14 protein-coding genes are annotated in these 17,981 nt (G+C 35.3%); 3 read left to right on the forward strand and 11 right to left on the reverse strand.

What is annotated here, in order from left to right:
* Positions 1-195: 195 nt before the first annotated feature.
* The 7 genes from C8C76_RS06760 to C8C76_RS06790 form a co-directional block, all read right to left on the reverse strand.
* Positions 196-1,002: a metal ABC transporter permease gene (locus C8C76_RS06760; RefSeq protein ID WP_108139915.1), complete on the reverse strand. Its 807-nt coding sequence runs from the start codon at positions 1,000-1,002 to the stop codon at positions 196-198.
* Entirely contained in the window at positions 995-1,768 is a 774-nt protein-coding gene (locus tag C8C76_RS06765) for a metal ABC transporter ATP-binding protein (RefSeq protein ID WP_108139917.1), read from the reverse strand. The genes C8C76_RS06760 and C8C76_RS06765 overlap by 8 nt, the downstream gene beginning before the upstream one ends.
* Positions 1,768-2,730 carry a metal ABC transporter solute-binding protein, Zn/Mn family gene (locus C8C76_RS06770; protein WP_181248162.1) on the reverse strand — a complete coding sequence of 321 codons (963 nt, stop codon included), beginning with the start codon at positions 2,728-2,730 and terminating at the stop codon, positions 1,768-1,770. The genes C8C76_RS06765 and C8C76_RS06770 overlap by 1 nt, the downstream gene beginning before the upstream one ends.
* A gap of 22 nt (positions 2,731-2,752) precedes the next feature.
* Positions 2,753-6,499, reverse strand: a complete 3,747-nt coding sequence (locus C8C76_RS06775) for a DUF445 family protein (protein ID WP_108139919.1) — start codon at positions 6,497-6,499, stop codon at positions 2,753-2,755.
* Positions 6,490-7,539, reverse strand: coding sequence for a magnesium/cobalt transporter CorA (gene corA / locus C8C76_RS06780; protein ID WP_108139921.1), 1,050 nt, complete (start codon positions 7,537-7,539; stop codon positions 6,490-6,492). The genes C8C76_RS06775 and corA overlap by 10 nt, the downstream gene beginning before the upstream one ends.
* A 227-nt stretch (positions 7,540-7,766) precedes the next feature.
* Complete coding sequence (locus tag C8C76_RS06785) at positions 7,767-9,608, reverse strand: HD domain-containing phosphohydrolase (protein WP_108139923.1); 1,842 nt, start codon at positions 9,606-9,608, stop codon at positions 7,767-7,769.
* 40 nt (positions 9,609-9,648) lie between these two features.
* Positions 9,649-10,536 (reverse strand): cation diffusion facilitator family transporter, encoded by an 888-nt coding sequence (locus C8C76_RS06790; RefSeq protein WP_108139925.1) that lies wholly within the window; start codon positions 10,534-10,536, stop codon positions 9,649-9,651.
* A 506-nt stretch (positions 10,537-11,042) separates the two neighbouring features.
* On the opposite strand from C8C76_RS06790, the gene C8C76_RS06795 reads away from it, so the two are divergent.
* Both C8C76_RS06795 and C8C76_RS06800 read left to right on the forward strand, forming a co-directional pair.
* Entirely contained in the window at positions 11,043-12,749 is a 1,707-nt protein-coding gene (locus C8C76_RS06795; RefSeq protein WP_108139927.1) for a LytS/YhcK type 5TM receptor domain-containing protein, read from the forward strand.
* A complete protein-coding gene (locus C8C76_RS06800) occupies positions 12,749-13,534 on the forward strand; it encodes a LytR/AlgR family response regulator transcription factor (protein ID WP_108139929.1) in 786 nt (261 codons plus the stop codon). Before C8C76_RS06795 ends, C8C76_RS06800 begins: the two co-directional genes overlap by 1 nt.
* Before the next feature lie 96 nt (positions 13,535-13,630).
* Here C8C76_RS06800 and C8C76_RS06805 read toward each other — a convergent pair whose 3' ends face one another.
* On the reverse strand, positions 13,631-15,262 hold the full coding sequence (locus tag C8C76_RS06805) for a transposase (RefSeq protein ID WP_108139931.1): 1,632 nt from the start codon (positions 15,260-15,262) through the stop codon (positions 13,631-13,633).
* Positions 15,263-15,549: 287 nt separating this feature from the next.
* On the opposite strand from C8C76_RS06805, the gene C8C76_RS06810 reads away from it, so the two are divergent.
* Positions 15,550-16,995, forward strand: a complete 1,446-nt coding sequence (locus C8C76_RS06810) for a carbon starvation CstA family protein (protein ID WP_108139933.1) — start codon at positions 15,550-15,552, stop codon at positions 16,993-16,995.
* A 145-nt stretch (positions 16,996-17,140) separates the two neighbouring features.
* Here C8C76_RS06810 and C8C76_RS06815 read toward each other — a convergent pair whose 3' ends face one another.
* From C8C76_RS06815 to C8C76_RS15100, 3 genes are all read right to left on the reverse strand, one after another.
* A complete protein-coding gene (locus tag C8C76_RS06815; protein WP_108139935.1) occupies positions 17,141-17,431 on the reverse strand; it encodes a DUF2325 domain-containing protein in 291 nt (96 codons plus the stop codon).
* 112 nt (positions 17,432-17,543) lie between these two features.
* On the reverse strand, positions 17,544-17,693 hold the full coding sequence (locus C8C76_RS15095; RefSeq protein WP_166637184.1) for a hypothetical protein: 150 nt from the start codon (positions 17,691-17,693) through the stop codon (positions 17,544-17,546).
* Between the two features lie 83 nt (positions 17,694-17,776).
* The gene (locus C8C76_RS15100; RefSeq protein ID WP_166637183.1) at positions 17,777-17,950 is read right to left on the reverse strand and encodes a hypothetical protein; all 174 of its coding nucleotides are present in this window, start codon (positions 17,948-17,950) and stop codon (positions 17,777-17,779) included.
* Positions 17,951-17,981: the final 31 nt, after the last annotated feature.

Genomic DNA, 17,981 nt, shown 5'->3' on the forward strand with positions numbered 1-17,981 from the left:
ATCATTGCTAAGTATTTAAGAGCAATTCAAAAAATTAAAGAGATAACTTGATTCAAACGGTGCTATTTAGATTTCACAACATTTGTCAAAGAGCCAACAAATTTAAAGCTGAGCTTCAATTAAAGCTTAATTTTCTTTAAAATACTCACTTTTTGTTTTGAAAAAGATTCTGCGATAAATAAGCTTAAGCTAACTTTATTCATTACGGCCTTTAACCGCTACCGAGCCAAAATAAAATAGAGCTGCTGTAATAATAATCACTGCTCCTGATGGCAGGTCATAATAATAAGAAAAAGTCAGACCGCTGAAGGAAAAAATTAGACCAAAAGCAACTGCAAGGCCCATAATCTTCTTCAAATCATCTGTATATAATCTGGCTGCAGCCGGAGGTGCAGTTAAAAGTGCAATTACCAGCACTATCCCTACAACTCTGATTAAAATTACAATTGCCAGGGCAATCATAATAAAAAGAAAGTTTTCCAGCAGAGTTGATTTCACACCTAAAACTCTTAAAAACTCTTCATCAAATAAATAAGCTTTCCAGTAATTAAACAAACTCACTATAGCAAGCAGCATAAAAACTGTCAGGGCTCCCATCAGCCAGACATCGATTCTTCTAACTGTCAGGATATCACCAAATAAATAAGAAGAAATATCAGGTGGATAACCGGGTGTAAAACCAATAAATAAAACTCCAAGGGCCATTCCCAGGGACCAGAACATACCAATTAAAGTGTCTGAGCCTGTTCCAATTTTACGACGGATAGAGGCAATTGCCAGAGAAGCTCCCACTGCAAAGGCAAAGGCTCCATAGATAGGTTCAATATTTAAAAGATAGCCAAGTCCAATTCCACCAAATGATGTATGAGCTATACCTCCACTCAACATCACCAGCTTCTTTTCGACAATAATTGTCCCAATCAAACCACAGGCAATACTGGCCAGCACCGCTGCCGCAAAGGCATTCTGCATAAAATTATAATTCAAGACTGCTTCAATCATTATTCTCCTCCTCTCCGTGTGGTGCAAATACATGGTGAGGATGACCGTGAGCAATCAGATCAACCGGACAGCCAAAGACCTGTTCTGTTGTTTCCTGATCCAGATGCTTATCTCCATGATGATATAATTTCTCATTCAGGCAGGCCAGACTGTCAAAATAAGAAGAAACTGCTGCCAGATCATGAGTAACCACAATAATAGTCTTATCTTTATTTAGTTCTTTTAACAATTCATATATCTGCGAGGTAGAGCTAGCATCAACATTTGCGGTAGGCTCATCTAAAAGCAGTATTTCAGGTTCTACTGCCAGCCCCCTGGCAATCAAAACCCGCTGCAGCTGGCCACCTGAAAGTTTGCCAATCTGCCTATCTTTTAAATTCAACAAATTGAGCTGATCTAATACAGCTTCAGCCTTCTCTATATCTTCTTTCTGATACTGATGAAAAAATCTGACTCTTCCTCCCAGTCTGGCCATTAAAACAACATCCAGCACACTGATTGGAAAACTGCGGTCAAAATTTGAAATCTGGGGTACATAACCAATCTGGTCCACAACTTCATTTAGGGGATAACCCATAACCTTAACTCTTCCTTTTTGTGGTTCTATTAAACCTAAAATAACCTTGAGCAGGGTAGTTTTACCACCACCATTTGGTCCAATAATACCAAGGAAAGCACCCTCTGCAACCTTGAGATTAATATTTTTCAATGCTTCCAACTCTCCGTAATTTACCGAAACATCATCTAATTCTACTGCATAAGTCATTACTGATCATCTCTCTGAGCAAGCTCTGCTGCCATTTTTCCGGCCATCTCTTTTAGATTTTGGATATAGTTTTCAGCCAGAGGATTTAACTGGACAATTTCTCCACCCAGTTCCTCGGCAACTGCTCTTGTTTTTCTGCTGTCAATTTCTGCCTGATAAAAAACATTTTTTATTCCTTTTTGAGCAGAATCTTCTATAATTTCCTGCAGATGACGGGGACCTGGTTCCTTACCATCTTCCTCAATCGCCATCATTTCCAGACCGTAATGCTCAGTAAAATAGCCAAAAGAAGGATGATAAACTAAAATTACCTCACCCTGATATGGACTGAGTAATTCTTTATTTTCCTGATCAGCTGCAGCCAGTTTGTCCAGATAGCTTTCAGTATTAGACATAAATTCTTCCTTATATTCAGGTAATAATTCTATTAACTGATCCCTCATAATCTTCACCATAGATTCCACTCGAGCCGGAGAAAGCCAGATATGAGGATCACGACCTTGTTGATGGCTGTGACCGTGTTCATTATCTGTTGAATGTTCTTCTACCTCAGCAGAATGATCCGCTCCCTCTTCATCTTTGTGCTCCTCGTCTTCACCAAAATAACGGTGAGGATGCTCAGCTTCTATTTCTTCAAATAACTTCACAACTTTAAGCCCCGTCATTTCTTCTGCCCGGGGTAAAATATTCTGCACATCTGCAGGTACTCCCATCGAAAAATAAAGGCTGGCTTCATTAAATGCCCTCATCTCTGCCGGAGACGGGGCATAATTAGAAGGACTAAAGCCCTTCGGGATCATTTCTACTACTTCCACTCTCTCACCAGCAATAGCCTCGACCATTTCTATTTGCGGTACTATTGTCACTGCCACTGTTGTCTCTGCAGCCACTGCTGAAAATGGTGCTGCCAGTAATATGATTAAAAATAGTGAAAGTGAGAGGATCTTTATTTTTTTCTTCATTTTCATCACCTCATTTTATATTCTAAATTATAGTTCTAATTAAAAGCTGCAGCAGGCCAAAGATTCCCCCAAACCAGCCGTACTGTTTAAGGTGGGCAAAATACCGACCGGCAAAACTATCAAAAACTTCTTCAATCTCTGCTGGATCCATTTTGCGCACTTCTTCAGCTGTCAGCTTCTTTAATTCTAAACTTTTAAGCAGAGCTTCCGAATTAGCCTTAAAACTATCCACTCCACTTTCTATAAACAACTCCAGCAGATATTTTAAGCTTTCTCTTTCCAGATTTTCTTCTAAAAACTCTGCCCCGGCTGTAATATCTGCGGCTGCCTCATCTAAAATCATTTTATTTAACTCAGGTTCTTTAATTAATTCTGAAATATTATTTAATATTTTCTTAAACTGCTGTTCATCCAGCAGGTCGGAAGAAATTAATTCAAGCTCTTTAAAGAGTCTCTTTAATTCCTGATTAACCCCTTTAAGTTCAACTTGACTTAAAAGCTGTTCCATCTCTGCTTTAATTAAATTTTCTGCCAGGAAATTTTTCAATTTCAGCAGCAGCTGTAATTTCTGCTCCAGATTTAAATGCTCTTTAATAAAATATTCAATATTAGCTGCTTTGATTTCCAGTTCCAGGGAGAATAAATCTTCATTTTTTGACTTCAAACTCTGATCCAGCAGCTTATTTATCTCATTCTCGCTTAAATAAAGGACTTCAGTTATTAAATTTGAACCCTGACTGGAAGCAAAAAGGCCTCTTAAAAGCTGTCCTAAATCAATCTTCTCCCTGTTGAAAAGCTCGCTATTACCAACATTTTCTATCAGATCAAGATAAAGATTTTCCAGCTTGGATTTTTTTTCAACAAAATACTCTTCTTTTAAACGCCTAAAGACTCTTTTGGTAACAGAATCAACAAATTCATCCAAATCAGCCATATAAATGGCTCCTGAAATAAGAGTGTTTTTTAAGAGTCCGCCTTTTTTCTCTTTTTCCGCCTCAATAATCTCATCTTTTTTGAAATTAATCAGTTGAGCTGCTCTTTCTTCTTTTTGAATTAAAAACTCTAAACTCTGATCCAGATAGTTATCGGATTCTGCTTTTAAAACTTCTATTATTTTTGCTTTTAAATCATAATCAATTTTAGTGTTTAAAAGCTCAGGGACAATAAGTCCGAAAAATGGATAGAGTTCTTTATTCTTCAATAAATTTTTTAGATGGGCTGAATTAAGATTAAATTTATAGCTCCCGGCCGCAGCTGCAGTTAATTTTGTCAGATCAAGTTTTGAAATTAACTGTTCCTGCATTCCAGAAAAGTCTGATTTATGATTTAGATAATTTCTGATGACTTCTACAAAATTAACCCCAGATATTTTTTTATCCAGATACTTATTTAACTTCTGATTGAAAGGAGCTGCTGCTTTTTCTAAATCTTCAGCTTTAAGCTTTAAAACTAGCTCATCTATTTTAGCCAGAGCCTCAGCAGCCAGCAGCTCATTGTTCTCTTTGATCAGCTCAAAAAACTGCTGATAATTATTCTGGTCAAAATATTCCAGAATAGTTTCTTTTATCTGGCTGCGGTTTTTTTCGATAATTTCTGCCGCAGAATCTGCTTTAAGCAGCTCTTTTTCTACAAATTTACCCATCGAATCAGCAAAACGGCCTCTATTTTTAGCTACAACTCCAGGTGTAAATGGAATTCCAACACCTGCAATTTTCTTTTCCTGGTAGGGATGAAAAATCATCCAGATGGCCAGCACATTTGTCAGCCAGCCAACACCACCATATAAAACGGCAGAACTTAAATAATTAAGCCAGAGAGGTGCAGAATTAAAAACTGCTGCCTCCGCACCACTGAGAGAAAATATGAGTCCTGCTGCCGCACCTAAGACTGCACCTAAATAAGTTATTGGCTTTAATTCCTTACCCATAAAGTCCTCAATTGCCTGCTGAACTTCCTGGTCAGAAAGCTGGTGTAAATTTGCTGCTGCAGCCTGGGCAACCCGACCTTCTATTAGCTCAGGTAGATTATTATAAAAGAAAGCTGTAATTGAATCAGTTAAGTTAATAACAGTTTCTTCGCCTTTTAGTAATTGATAAAGTTCCTTTAATTCTTTGTCAGCAAAATCATTTTCTAGTTCTTTAAAATAATTTTCAGCCTCATATTTAAAACTTTCCTGATTGGCAGTTAATTCAGAATTGAGCTGGCTAAAAAATTCATTATTTAGATGCTGACTCAATTCAGCTGTAATAAAATTGCTCTGCTTAAGCTGCTGATAAAGCTCTTTAGAACTTTCTCTGCTTTTTTTAATTACAATATCCTCAGTAATCAGATCTTCTACTTTAAAGCCTGTCAGGTAGTCAAAAATTACCTCTGCTGATTCTTCTGAACTGCTTAGTTTTTTGATTAAAGAAAAAATAAACTCAATTATCTTTTCTTCAAGCAGCTGCTCCTGAAAAATATCTTCTGAAAATAACTCAATCACTTTCCTATTTTTATTTTCCTGATAGAAATCCCAGATAATATTTTCTAAATTAGAAGCCTGATCTTTAAAATCAATACCGGCAATAAACCGCTTTAACTTGAAATCTTTAATTTCTGCTAAAGCAGATTCTGCCAGCTTCCAGCTCTCAGAACTTAATTTTTCCGAAAGAGAGTTTTTAAGGTGAGTTACAGGCAGTCCATATTCATCTATCTTTTCTTTATATTTGCTGTAAATCCCCTGCCTGCTCATGGCCTTAAAACCTGTGCTGGCTTCAATTTCTGCTTCCACAGACTCTAAAATTAGACTGTTTAATTCTTCTGATTCATCCTCAAGCAGCTCTATGATCTTAGATTCTGAACTGCTGAATAACGAAGCCAGATCTTGAAGTATATTTTTTTCCAGATCTTTGCTTAATAAATCTGCAATTTTTAAATCTGAGTTATTAATTTCAATCTTAAAATTAATTAAAATCTCTCTCAGAGCCTGCTGCAGAAATTTATTCTGTTTTAACTCCTCAAGCTCCTCTTCACTTTTAAAAAGATCAGCAAGTTTGACTTCTTTAATTTCCTTCAGTAAAGCGCCGGTCAGGGATTCAAGGTTAAAAAGTTCTTTGAGCTGTTCTTTAAATTCTAATTTATCTCCCTGATCTAAATTCTGATAATTTTCATCAAAATAACTGATCACTTTTTTGATAAAATCTTTTAGCTCAAGCTGAACTTCACTGCTTAAAAGCTGGTCCAGACTTTTAGCTTTTATTTCCTGATAAAGTCCAGCCGTGATTTTTTCTAGACTATTTTGATTTTCTGCCTCATCTATACTTTTAAGATAAAGCTGCTGGATTATTTTTTCAAGCTCTGATTGAGAAATTATCTTTTCCAATTTTTCTGACTCCAGATTTTCCGTACTTTTCTGAAGCAGATCGACTGCACTACCACCGAGCAGTGAGGAAAGGAGTCCATAGTTTTCCTTCCAGGCTGGAATATCACCTAAAACATTTTTCTTAGTTCTTCGGTCCAGATAAACATTTAGAAAATCACTTAAACTTTGAGCAAAGTTTTGCTTAAATTCCGGCCGCGAAAACTCCTCCTCCAGAGTATGATGATTAATCAAATCTCTTTCTACAAGCTCGGAGATACTGTCAATAAATTCATCTTTGGTTTTAATTACCACTCCCCCAAGTGGGCCGTACTCTTTGAAAATCATCTTTAATGCCAGGTTGTTAGTTAAATAGCCGGTTACCGCTCCTGTTCCTGCTGCTGAAATAATTGCTAATAAATCTAGAGCCATTTTTTCCTCTTAAAATAAACAAGTTGGATTACTGCAATCACCAGCATCAAAAGCATCACAGCAGGATAGGCTATTTTTTGTTCCAGCTCCGGCATATATTTAAAATTCATTCCATAAACTCCAGCTATAAAAGTTAGGGGGATAAAAATAGTTGAGATAATAGTTAAAAACTGCATAACTTCGTTCATTTTGTTGCTCTTATTTGAAAGATAGATATCCAGCAGGTTGGAAAGCATATCACGGCCGACATCAATCTCATCCATTAACTGACCGATATGGTCATAAACATCACGCAGATAATAGTCAGTTTCCTTAGACAAAAGTGATGACTCAACCCGATAAAGATTGCCAAAAATCGTATTAAGGGGCCAGATAGTTTTGCGCAAAAAGATGATTTCCTGTTTCAAATCCTGAATAATTTCCAGAGTGTCAGGACCTGTCTTGGCTGCTACAACAAGATCATCAAGCTCTTCTAAAACCTCTTCATTTCTTTCTAAAATATGAAAATAATTATCCACTATTGCATCTAAGAGAGAATAATATAAATAGTCTGCTCCTTTTTTTCTTATCTGGCCTTTATTCTCTTCAATTCGAACTCTAACTGGATTAAAATCATCACCATGAGCTTCCTGAAAAGTAATCACAGAGTTTTCCAGCAGAATTAAACTCACCTGTTCTGACTGAATATATTCTCCCTGGTAACTAAGCATATCTAAAATTGTAATAATATAGTTATCAAATTCTTCTTTTTTAGGCCGCTGGCGGGTATTTGTAATATCTTCTAAAGTTAAAGGATGCAGCTGAATTGCTTTACCAACTTCCTTAACCAGCTCTACATCATGAATTCCAGTAATGTTAATCCAGTTAACCTGATCAGCTGTCAGTAAATCCAGCGAAAATTCTTCCACACTCTGCCGCTCAACACCAGCTTCATTAAACTGAATCAGTTCAATTTCAGCATCAATCATTTTTTCTATGCCGTGTAAGGTTCCAGGAGTATGTCCAATTTCACTGGATTTAATTCTCGAAAATCTTCTCATATTCAACCTCCTACTCTATTTTTTGGGTTTAAAAAGTTAAATTATGTAAATTATTATGCTTAAATTTAATAATAATCATTTTTGATATCCACAATTTGTGGATAACTTATTGGTAACTATGGTTATTAATCCACATCTTTTGTTAATTAATTGTTAACAACTGTGGATAAAACACCTGTTTTGTGGGTAAGTTGTGGATAACTTGATAATTAACCCTAGTTATCCACTTAGTTTTCACTTTCCAAAAATTTAATAAATTTATCCACAAGCTCTGGATCAAAAACTTTTCCCTGATAGTAACTCAATTCTCTAATTATTTCGTTATCCTCTAAAGCTCCAAAATAGTATTTGTCTTTAAATAAAGGATAATACAGGTTTGAACTCAGATTGCTGTAAAAATTAACTACCGCAAAGAGCCGACTTAAAAAAGGAATTTCTTCTCCTTTTAAACCTTCAGGCCAGCCGCTGCCGTCAAAATGTTCATGGTGGGCTAATACTAAATCAGTTATTTCTGCTAAATCATGATAATAACTAACAAAGTTAGCAGAGATAAGCACATGTTTTTGGTATTCATGCCACTCTTCTGAGGTCAATTTTTCCCCTTTTTTTAAAATGTTTTTATCTAAGGCCAGTTTTCCGAGATCATGATGTCTGGCCAGCAGCAGCATTTTTTCTGTTTCTTTTTTATTTAGCTGAAAGAATTTAGCAGCTTTTTTAGTTATCTCAATTAGTCTGTTTTTCTGTCTTAACTCTTTATAGTTGTTTTTCTGGACAAAATCCATCAGTGAAGAGTAAAAATCACTCTCACTGCTTGGTTTATATTTATTTAAATTTATTTTTGTCACTCCATCATTAAAGAAATCATGAGCACTTATTTGATCATTAATTTTCACCATCGGTACTGCAGCAACATCAATGTAAATACCTTTAATATTTATTTCAGCAACTTCCTTTTTTATATACTTAAGAGTTGCTTCTATCTCTTTTCTGCTCTGGTTTTTTAAAATTACAGCAAAATGATCGGCACACAGATGGGCTGCAATATTATTATTATTTGAAACTTGAGCCAGAATAGCAGCAATTTCTTTTAAAATTTGATTTCCCTGCTGATAGCTAAAAAATTTGTTCAGTAGATGAAAATTTTCAACATTAAGCAGAATTAAGGCTAGATTATCTTTTTTATTTTTATTTAACTCAGTAAATAATTGGTTGAAATACTGCTTATTATAAAGCCCGGTCAGTCTATCATGTCTTTTAATATAATCCAGTTTCTGCTGTTTAGCTTCCATATCAGTAATGTCATAGGAAGCTCCCACGATTTCTTCCACCCGTCCGTTTCTGACTACCGGATATAAAGTGGTCTGCCATATCTTTTTACCTGCTGGAAATTTAATTGTTTCCGTATAATTAATTCTCCTCTTTTTGCGCAGACATCTGCGGTAATTTTTCTCTAATTCCTGAGCAACACTCTCTTCAAAAATCTCTTCCGTTTTCTTTCCTTTTATTTCTTCATTACTTAGAGCTGTTAAACGCTGATGAGTCCCATTAATCCTCTTATAATAAAAATTTTCATCACAGTCGACTTCTATCAGAAAAATTGCATCATGTGTATGATCAATAATTGTTCTGTAATCATTTAATTTTTCCTTTTCTTTTCCCAGTTCTTTATTTTTTATTTTCTGTTTTAAAAGAGCTAAAAGAAAGTTATCTTTAAAAAACTTATAATCTTCTCTTTTTCTAATTATAGAAAGCAGATTATCAACATTACACTGCTGGAGATCAATTTCTTCTCCGGGGGCAGTTAGCAAAATTACTCCCGTATTAGAAAATTCTTTTTCCGCCAGAGTAATTAAATCCAGTCCAGAAAAAATCTCGCCAATTGAATTTTCAATTATTAAAAGATCAATATCTGAATTTTGATAAAGAAAGTTAACAGCCTCTCGGTTATCATCAAATTCCTTTACCAGTTCAAATTTCAGCTCAGATATCTTTCTTTTGGCCCGATTAAGATAAGATTTAATCTTATTTTTTTCTATAACATCATTTATAACTATTACTATTTTTAACAATTATATTCTCCTCTGTATTAATTTCTAAATATATAAGCTTTTATGATTTATGAATCGAAGCCGGGTCAATATGAACCAGTACATCTTTAACATCATCAGTATTGTCAATAATTATATTCTCTACCTGACAGGCTATATTATGGCCTTCAACTACGGAAAGCTGATCCCTAACTACAATTTTTAAATCTACAATGTAATTGGGGCCATAACTCCTCAATTTAATATCATGAATATCAATTACTCCATCAATCGACTCTGCTAAGTCCCTAATTTCTTCTATCTTTTCTTTAGCTGGTCTGCCGTCCATCAGCTCATAAGATGTATCCCGCATAATTTCGTAACCTACCTTTAAAATTAAAAAGGCAACTACCAGGCCAGCCAGAGGGTCCAAAAATCTAAAGCCCAGTTTTGCACCTCCGATACCAATTAAAGCAGCTATCGAAGAAAAAGCATCTGAACGGTGGTGGTGAGCATCAGCAATCAAACCACGGCTGTTTATTTTTTCCCCAATCTTGATTGTGTAGCGGTAGAGAAGTTCTTTTACAACAATTGAAATAAAAGCAGCAACTAAAGCCCAACTGCCGGGTTCAGCAATATCTCCCTCAAATATAGTTAAAACTGCATCTCTACCGAGAAAAAACGCTGTCAAAATTAAAATTACTGATAGAATATTTGTTCCCAGGGCCTCTGCTTTTTCATGTCCATATGGGTGATTTTTATCAGCCGGTGTTTCTGAAAATTTGATGCTGATCATTACAATAATTGTCGATGCCATATCAGATACCGAATGAAAACCATCTGCAATTAAAGCTTTACTGCTGCCGAAAAATCCAATAAATATTTTCAACAAAGCCAGCAGAGTATTACTGACCAGACTGATTACTGAAATCCTTCTTCCTTCCTGATAGCGCATATTTTCTTTTTCCATTATATCTAATCCTCCAGTAAATTAAATTTCTTATAGTCTTATATAATTAATTATCAATTATTCACTTTAACTTTAATTATATCAAGTCAACTGCTTAATAGCAATTGCTTAAAATATCAGTCATTCAATGCTGGAGCTAACTCCATTTCAACAGTAAATTAACTACAAAAAAATTTATATTAGCCCTTGCAGTTGAGTCTCCTCAAGCAATTATACTTTAATTAGAAAATCAAAAGGGGGAAATAAAAATGTTTAACAAAATCAAAAAGTTTTTAGCAATTGAGGATCTTTTCTGCCGCAGAAACTGTCAGCAGATGTTAAAAGAAAAAAGAATAATTGAACAGTATAAGTATCTTTATTGAAGTTCAAAAAAGCCTTAACAATCTTTTCCACTATTTGATTAAGTAAATTTATTGTAGTATTATTTACTTAAGAAGTTGTTAAGGTTTTTTTCTGGAGTAATGACTTTTAGTTAGAATTATTTAGTCTTTTTAAAGGAGTAGATCATGTATAACAGCAGAATTGTAGAATTATTATTCACCTTATTTAAAAGCATGAGTGTGATAGTAACTTTTGCCTATATCCTAAGCCGCTTAAACAGTGTTAAACATATTTTTTCAGAAAGTTTTGGCCGCTATGAAAAAATATTTTTAACCGTCTTTTTTGCTGTGCTTTCGATTCTGGGTACTTTTCTTGGAATTATTATTATGGATGCTTATGCAAATATTAGAGCCATTGGTGCTTTAATGGCCGGTCTTTTAGGTGGCCCTGTTGTCGGGATGAGCGCCGGTTTGATTGCCGGACTTCACCGCTTTTCTCTGGGAGGTTTTACAGCTCTAGCCTGTGCTGTAGGAACTACAACTACTGGCTTAATCGGTGGTCTCTTCCATCAAAAATATAAAAAGAATGAAATTGATTTTAAAAATGGATTTTTAATTGGTGCCGCTGCTTTAACTATTGAAATGGCAATTGTCATCATCTTCAGCCGTCCCCTCGATCTGGCTCTGGAGCTGGTCGGAATAATTGCTATTCCTATGATCTTAAGCAACAGCCTGGGAATTTCTATTTTTATCAGCATTTTAAATAAAGTTAAAGAAGACAATCAAAAAATCAGAGCTCTGCAGGCAGAAAAAGTTCTCTCTATAGCTGACCGCTCACTACCGCTGCTGCAGAATGGGCTTGATTCTAAATCAGCTGCCAAAATTATTGAAATGATCAAAAAAGAGAGTCAGGTAGATGCAGTTTCAATTACAGATACTGAAAAAATCCTTGCCTTTTCGGGCCTTGGTTCAGACCATCACCGCCAGGGAGAAATGCTCAAAACTGAAGCAAGCCGTAGGGCAATGCAGGAAAAGAAAACAATTATTGTCGATCAGAAAAAAGATATTAACTGTAATAATCAAAACTGTAAGCTCACTGATGCTGTGATTACTCCCCTCAAAATAGAAGATAGTGTCTATGGACTGCTTAAATTATACAGGAGCAGGGATAAAATTACTGTTTTAGATATCAAACTGGCCGAAGGAATTGCTGATCTGCTGGCAACCCAGATTAAACTGGCCAAGCTGTCAAAACAGGCAGAATTAAAAAGTGAGGCAGAATTAAAGGCTCTGCAGGCCCAGATCAATCCGCATTTTCTCTTCAATTCCTTAAATGCAATTGCTGCTTCCTGCAGGACAAAACCCGAACAGGCCAGAGAGCTTTTAATCAAACTGGCTGGAATTTTTAGAAGAACTCTAAAAAGAGATGTTAATCAGATAACGCTGGCAGAAGAAATTGAATTCTGCCGTGATTATTTAAGTATAGAAAAAGCCCGACTCGACAAACGGCTTGAGGTTGAATGGGATATCGAAGAGGAATTAATGAATACGATTATTCCACCCTTTATAATCCAGCCTTTAATTGAAAACTCTATTAAACACGGAATCCATCCTCAGGAAAAAGGCGGCAGGATCACCATTTCTGCCGAAGAAACTGATGATAATTTAATTATTACTGTAGCTGACAATGGCTGTGGAATCAAAGAAGAAAAAATAGCGGCTATCTTTGCCGGTAAAAATGATCGAATCGGGCTTAATAATGTCATAGAAAGGCTCAATTCCATCTACGGCAGCAGTGCCAATTTTAAAATCCAGGCAAACTCTGAAGCAGGAACAAAAAATATTATAAAAATCCCAAAAGAATTCCTTTTCGAGAGGAGAAAAGCTAACTAATGATCAAAACAATGATTGTAGAAGATGAGAAACTGGCCAGGGAAGAATTAAAATATTTGATTAATAAAGAAGATGATTTTAAGGTGGTTTTTGAAGCTGGTGACGGTCAAAAAGCGCTTGATATTTTAAATAAGCATCAGCTTGATCTGCTATTTTTAGATATCAAAATTCCAGGTATTAATGGTATGGAAATTGCCAGAATTCTAAAAGAAAAAGAAAATTCTCCTTATATAATTTTTACTACCGCCTATGATGAATATGCAGTTGAAGCTTTTCAGCTGGCTGCTGTTGATTATCTTTTAAAACCAATCAGTGACCAGCGTTTTAAAGAGAGCCTGGAGAAAATAAAAAAAGAAATGGGACAGAGCAGCAATTTCAATCAGCAGCTGGAAAACTTATTTGCCAGCATAAATTCTCAAAACAGAGACCGATCATTAAATAAAATTGCAGTTATGGAAAAAGATTATTATTTGATGCTTGATTTTAAGGATATTTATTATTTTTCCACCAGAGAGAAAAAAGTCTGGGCTCACTGCTACAAAAAATCTTATATGACAGGTTTTCAGTTAAAAGAACTGGAAAAAATGCTGCCCGATCAGTTTTTTAGAATTCATAAAAGCTATATAGTAAATTTAAAGCAGATCAAAGCAGTTATTCCCTGGTTTAAAGGTAAATATCAAGTTTTAATGGAAGATTACTCTGAACATAAAATTCCGGTCAGCAGATCCAAGGTTGAAAAAATTAATAAACTCTTAAACCGGTTTGGTCCCAAAAAGCCTAAATAAATATCCTTAATTAAAAAATACTTAAAGTTTTGAACCTTAAAATCTAAATTTCTCAGTAAAAATAAAATTATATAGTGTGAAAAAGATCTTCCTGAACTATGGGGTGGCTGGTTTTAATCCTTTCAGCAGCTTTTTGAAGTTTGCTGCTGCAACTTTGAATCCGAACCATATTTTTTGACATACTTCACCCCTGACAGGCATATCATCGACATTGTATTTGCGTCTGAAGACAGAAGGTAGTCCTTCTACACCAGCTCTCTGGTTGCATTCTTTAATATATTCTTTTTCACCCATTGTTTTTCTGAGTTTCCCTGTTTCATATTGTTTTTCAGTAAAACTGATTGAATTATGTTTTTTCTTGGCTTTAATTCTGCATTCTGATCTTAGTCTGCAGCCAGCACATTTTTCTTTATCAAAAATAGCATAAAAAGAATTTTTATCATGATTCTTCTCCTGATAATCAGGTTTAATATCACTGGCACAGCTTAGAATATTTTCATAGTCAGAATCAAGATTAAAGTTTTCATAAACAGTCATTTTGTCAGCAGCAGGTTTTTTACCCATTAGTTCACCAGGCATGTATTTGATACCAGCTTCAATAGCTTTTTTGGCCAGATCATAGCTGTAATAAGCACCATCCATAAAAAGTTTAAATGGATTTTCTGGATTATCTTTAATCGCAGGATCATCAGCTAATTTATCTAAAGTATCTGCACTAAAGCTCTGGTCAGCATAAATATTTGGTTTAAAATCATAGCTTTTGATTACAGAATTATTATCATCAAAAAATTCAACTACATTGGCTGTGTAACCAATATTGGCTTCATATTTCTGTCTGAAGGTCGCATCAGGATCACTGGGATTCTGCAGAATATCAGATCCTAATTCTTTACCATCTTTGGCTTCAATATTATCAGGATCAATATCATCAAAATCATCGTCATCATGATCTGTCTGTTCTCCAAGCATTCTTTTTAGAAGCATAAATTCTTCGGTATCAGTAACTTCTTTACCAGCATTAACTGCTGTATCATAAAGAGTTTTGGCATCTTCTAAAAGCTTTTGGAGTTTAGATTTAGTTTCGTCATTTTTAGTACGATAGATGACATCATTTCTGTGGTACTCTTCAAGATAGATTTCCAGTCCTTCAGGGATAAGATTTTTAGATAATTTAGAAAGCATTTTGATGAACTTTGCATTAACAGCATATACCAGTTCTATTCTTGATAATTCTCTGGCAGAGGAAGAAACCATAAATGAATCAATTCTTGCTTTGTTACCTTCAATTTCAAGGTTTTCTCTAATTAGTTCAGCTAGAGATTCTACTTCCTGCTGGATTAGATCTATACCTGTTTCTTTGTAGTAATCTGTAACTCTTTCTCTAAAATTACTAAAAGTATTTTTAGAGATAGGTGGCCTTTTTTCACTGGTTAATCTCAGAGCATACTGATATTCCATGCTCAGATGAACATTTGCAATTAATCTTTCGTCAGTTAGATTAAAGAGTTCTTTAATTACAAGTGAGCTGATAATTATGTTAACAGGAGTATTAGGTCTGGAACCTTTATCACTGTAAAGTACTGCAAAGCGTTCTTCTTCAATTGCAGGAAAGATAACTTCCTGAAAAGTATGAGCCCAGGAATTTAAAAGATATTCCTGCAGATATTTAGGTAAATCTTTAAATGAATCGTAAAGACTTAACTGCTGGTGACTGTTGGGAACAAACATTTTATCATCCTTTCTTTGATTTCTTAACTTAATTATATCAAAGAAGCCCTGTGATCTAAAGGATTATGGCGGATTAATTAAATTAATATCAGGATGATAAAAGAGCATTCAATTGTTATTATTTGTATATCAAAGAAATTTATTTAGGCTTTTTGGGACCAAACCTTAAACCTTAAATAATGCAATTGAGTATAATATTTTTACAATTCAGTTAAGATGCCTTTTATAATCCCCGAATCCAGATATAATTAAGATGTATTAAAAAAACTTTTAGGGGGTTATATTTAATGGCATCTTTTCTTATTTCTTTAGCTGTTTTAATTATTGGTTATTTTACTTACGGGAAAATTGTTGACAGGATCTTTGATTCACAGCCGGAGCGGGAAACTCCAGCAATTTCGATGGAAGACGGTGTGGATTACATATCAATGGACTGGAAAAAGGCCTTTTTAATTCAGTTTTTAAACATTGCCGGCTTAGGACCAATTTTTGGTGCAATCGCTGGTGCTTTATGGGGGCCAACTGCTTTTCTCTGGATAGTATTTGGTACAATTTTTGCCGGTGGTGTCCATGATTACTTATCTGGAATGCTTTCTATCCGTTCTGGTGGTGCCTCGATCTCTGAGGTTATTGGAGAAAATCTTGGTGGCACAATCAGACAGATTATGAGAGTTTTTAGTATTGTGCTTTTAGTACTTGTAGGAACAGTATTTATGACCGGTCCTGCAATGCTCTTAGCAAATTTAACTCCAGGTTTTATGGGAGTTAATATCTGGTTAATTATTATTTTAGGTTATTACTTTATTGCTACATTCTTACCAGTTGATAAGATTATTGGTAAATTGTATCCAATCTTTGGTCTGGCTCTTTTAATTATGGCCTTAGGTGTTGGTGGAGGCTTGATCTTTGGCGACTACAATATTCCAAATATCGCTTTAAATAACCTTCATCCTGGTGAATTACCAATGTGGCCTTTATTATTTGTAACTATCGCCTGTGGTGCAATTAGTGGTTTCCACTCAACTCAATCTCCAATTATGGCTCGCTGTACTACCAATGAAAAAGAAGGACGTAAAATTTTCTATGGAGCAATGGTAGCTGAAGGTATTGTAGCTCTAATCTGGGCTGCTGCAGCTATGACTTTCTTCCAGGGAACTGGCGGCTTAAATGAAGCCTTAGCTTCTCTTGGTGGACCAGCCGGTGTTGTTCACGAAATTACAGGAACTATGATGGGAGTTGTCGGTGGAGTCCTGGCAATGCTTGGTGTAATAGCAGCGCCAATTACTTCTGGAGATACAGCTTTTAGAAGTGTGCGTTTAACTCTATCTGATATCTTTGGCCTGGAGCAGAAATCAGTCAAAAATAGATTAATGCTTGCGATTCCAATCTTTATTGTTGGTGGAGCTTTATCTCAGATCAACTTCGATGCTCTCTGGAGATATTTCGCCTGGTCAAATCAGACAGTAGCAATGGTTGTTTTATGGGCAGGAGCAATGTGGCTTGCTAAGCGCGGTAAAAATCACTGGATTGCTTCAATTCCAGCCTTCTTTATGACCGGTGTTTCTTCAACCTATATTCTCTATGCACCAGAAGGATTCCAGCTTCCTTACAGCTTCTCAGTAACTGCCGGAATTATCATCGCTGTTGTGACTATGGGAATTTACATTAAAAAGATTAAGAGTACTCACTTTGAAGAAGAAATTATGCTTTCTGAACAGGAACAGGCTGTTTAAACAATATTTATTGGTACCAGGTCCAAATGAACTCATTTGGACCTGGTTATAAAGAAATATATCACATAAACGCAGACCCTAAATCCGAACTTTAGGATCTGCGTTTTTTTTGATTGAATTTCTCAAGTTTAAATCTAAAAAAATTCTAATTAACTACTGCTCTTCTTTCAAGTTTCTTGTAGATAGAAGCCCAGCTGCGGCGGGCATAAATAACACTAACTTCACTCGCTTTAGCTGCCTTTTTCACCTTGCGCATTACAGCATGATTTATGTAATCAGTCATCACCAGCACAAAATCTGTCTCAGCCGGAATTTCAAAATTCCTAAACTTTGACTTATTGCGGCCATCAAGATGGATAATCTCCTCAAAACCAAGATTTTTTACATTATCTCTAATCGATCCTAAATTATCTGCGCCAACTATCATTAAAGACATTCTACTCTCCTCCTCATATTTTTTGTACCGGGTACATAAAACCAATTTAAGTTCCAGCTACTATAACAATATTTATTAATTGAAAATGGTTCTCAATTGAATCTAAAATTTTTTATTCTTCTTTTCTTTCATCTCCACAGCAGTCATCACTGCCACAATTACAGTCTTCACAGCCATCTCCCGCCAGAGCAAAATGTCTAAGTGAAGTACCTGCAGATAAGACTGCAGAAATTATAATTAAAACTATTAATTGACTTATCATTTGAAATCACTCCCTATTAAGTTTGTGAATTGTTTTACTTGTACCAGGTTCAAATGAGCTCATTTGAACCTGGTACAAGTTCATTAATCATCAATCACAATCTCATCAAAATTATATTCCTTACCACCTGATACCGGGCAGCTCTGATCACTGCAGCCGGCACAGGGACTATCTGTTCCCTTAATTCCACCATAAACTTTCTTTCCTATATAATAAAGACTGCCAAAGCCTAAAATTCCTAAAAATAAATATTCCATAAATAATTTAACCTCCTTAAGCTGAAAAGCT

Source organism: Halanaerobium saccharolyticum (assembly GCF_003053565.1).
Taxonomy (GTDB): Bacteria; Bacillota; Halanaerobiia; order Halanaerobiales; family Halanaerobiaceae; genus Halanaerobium; species Halanaerobium saccharolyticum_B.

Bases quoted from the DNA above. Each gene is read 5' to 3' on its own strand.
- C8C76_RS06795 (WP_108139927.1), top strand. From the start codon at position 11,043: ATGTATAACAGCAGAATTGTAGAATTATTATTCACCTTATTTAAAAGC.
- C8C76_RS06800 (WP_108139929.1), top strand. From the start codon at position 12,749: ATGATCAAAACAATGATTGTAGAAGATGAGAAACTGGCCAGGGAAGAA.
- C8C76_RS06790 (WP_108139925.1), bottom strand. From the start codon at position 10,536: ATGGAAAAAGAAAATATGCGCTATCAGGAAGGAAGAAGGATTTCAGTA.
- C8C76_RS06770 (WP_181248162.1), bottom strand. From the start codon at position 2,730: ATGAAGAAAAAAATAAAGATCCTCTCACTTTCACTATTTTTAATCATA.
- corA (WP_108139921.1), bottom strand. From the start codon at position 7,539: ATGAGAAGATTTTCGAGAATTAAATCCAGTGAAATTGGACATACTCCT.
- C8C76_RS15100 (WP_166637183.1), bottom strand. From the start codon at position 17,950: ATGGAATATTTATTTTTAGGAATTTTAGGCTTTGGCAGTCTTTATTAT.
- C8C76_RS06815 (WP_108139935.1), bottom strand. From the start codon at position 17,431: ATGTCTTTAATGATAGTTGGCGCAGATAATTTAGGATCGATTAGAGAT.
- C8C76_RS06775 (WP_108139919.1), bottom strand. From the start codon at position 6,499: ATGGCTCTAGATTTATTAGCAATTATTTCAGCAGCAGGAACAGGAGCG.
- C8C76_RS06765 (WP_108139917.1), bottom strand. From the start codon at position 1,768: ATGACTTATGCAGTAGAATTAGATGATGTTTCGGTAAATTACGGAGAG.
- C8C76_RS06760 (WP_108139915.1), bottom strand. From the start codon at position 1,002: ATGATTGAAGCAGTCTTGAATTATAATTTTATGCAGAATGCCTTTGCG.
- C8C76_RS06810 (WP_108139933.1), top strand. From the start codon at position 15,550: ATGGCATCTTTTCTTATTTCTTTAGCTGTTTTAATTATTGGTTATTTT.
- C8C76_RS15095 (WP_166637184.1), bottom strand. From the start codon at position 17,693: ATGATAAGTCAATTAATAGTTTTAATTATAATTTCTGCAGTCTTATCT.
- C8C76_RS06805 (WP_108139931.1), bottom strand. From the start codon at position 15,262: ATGTTTGTTCCCAACAGTCACCAGCAGTTAAGTCTTTACGATTCATTT.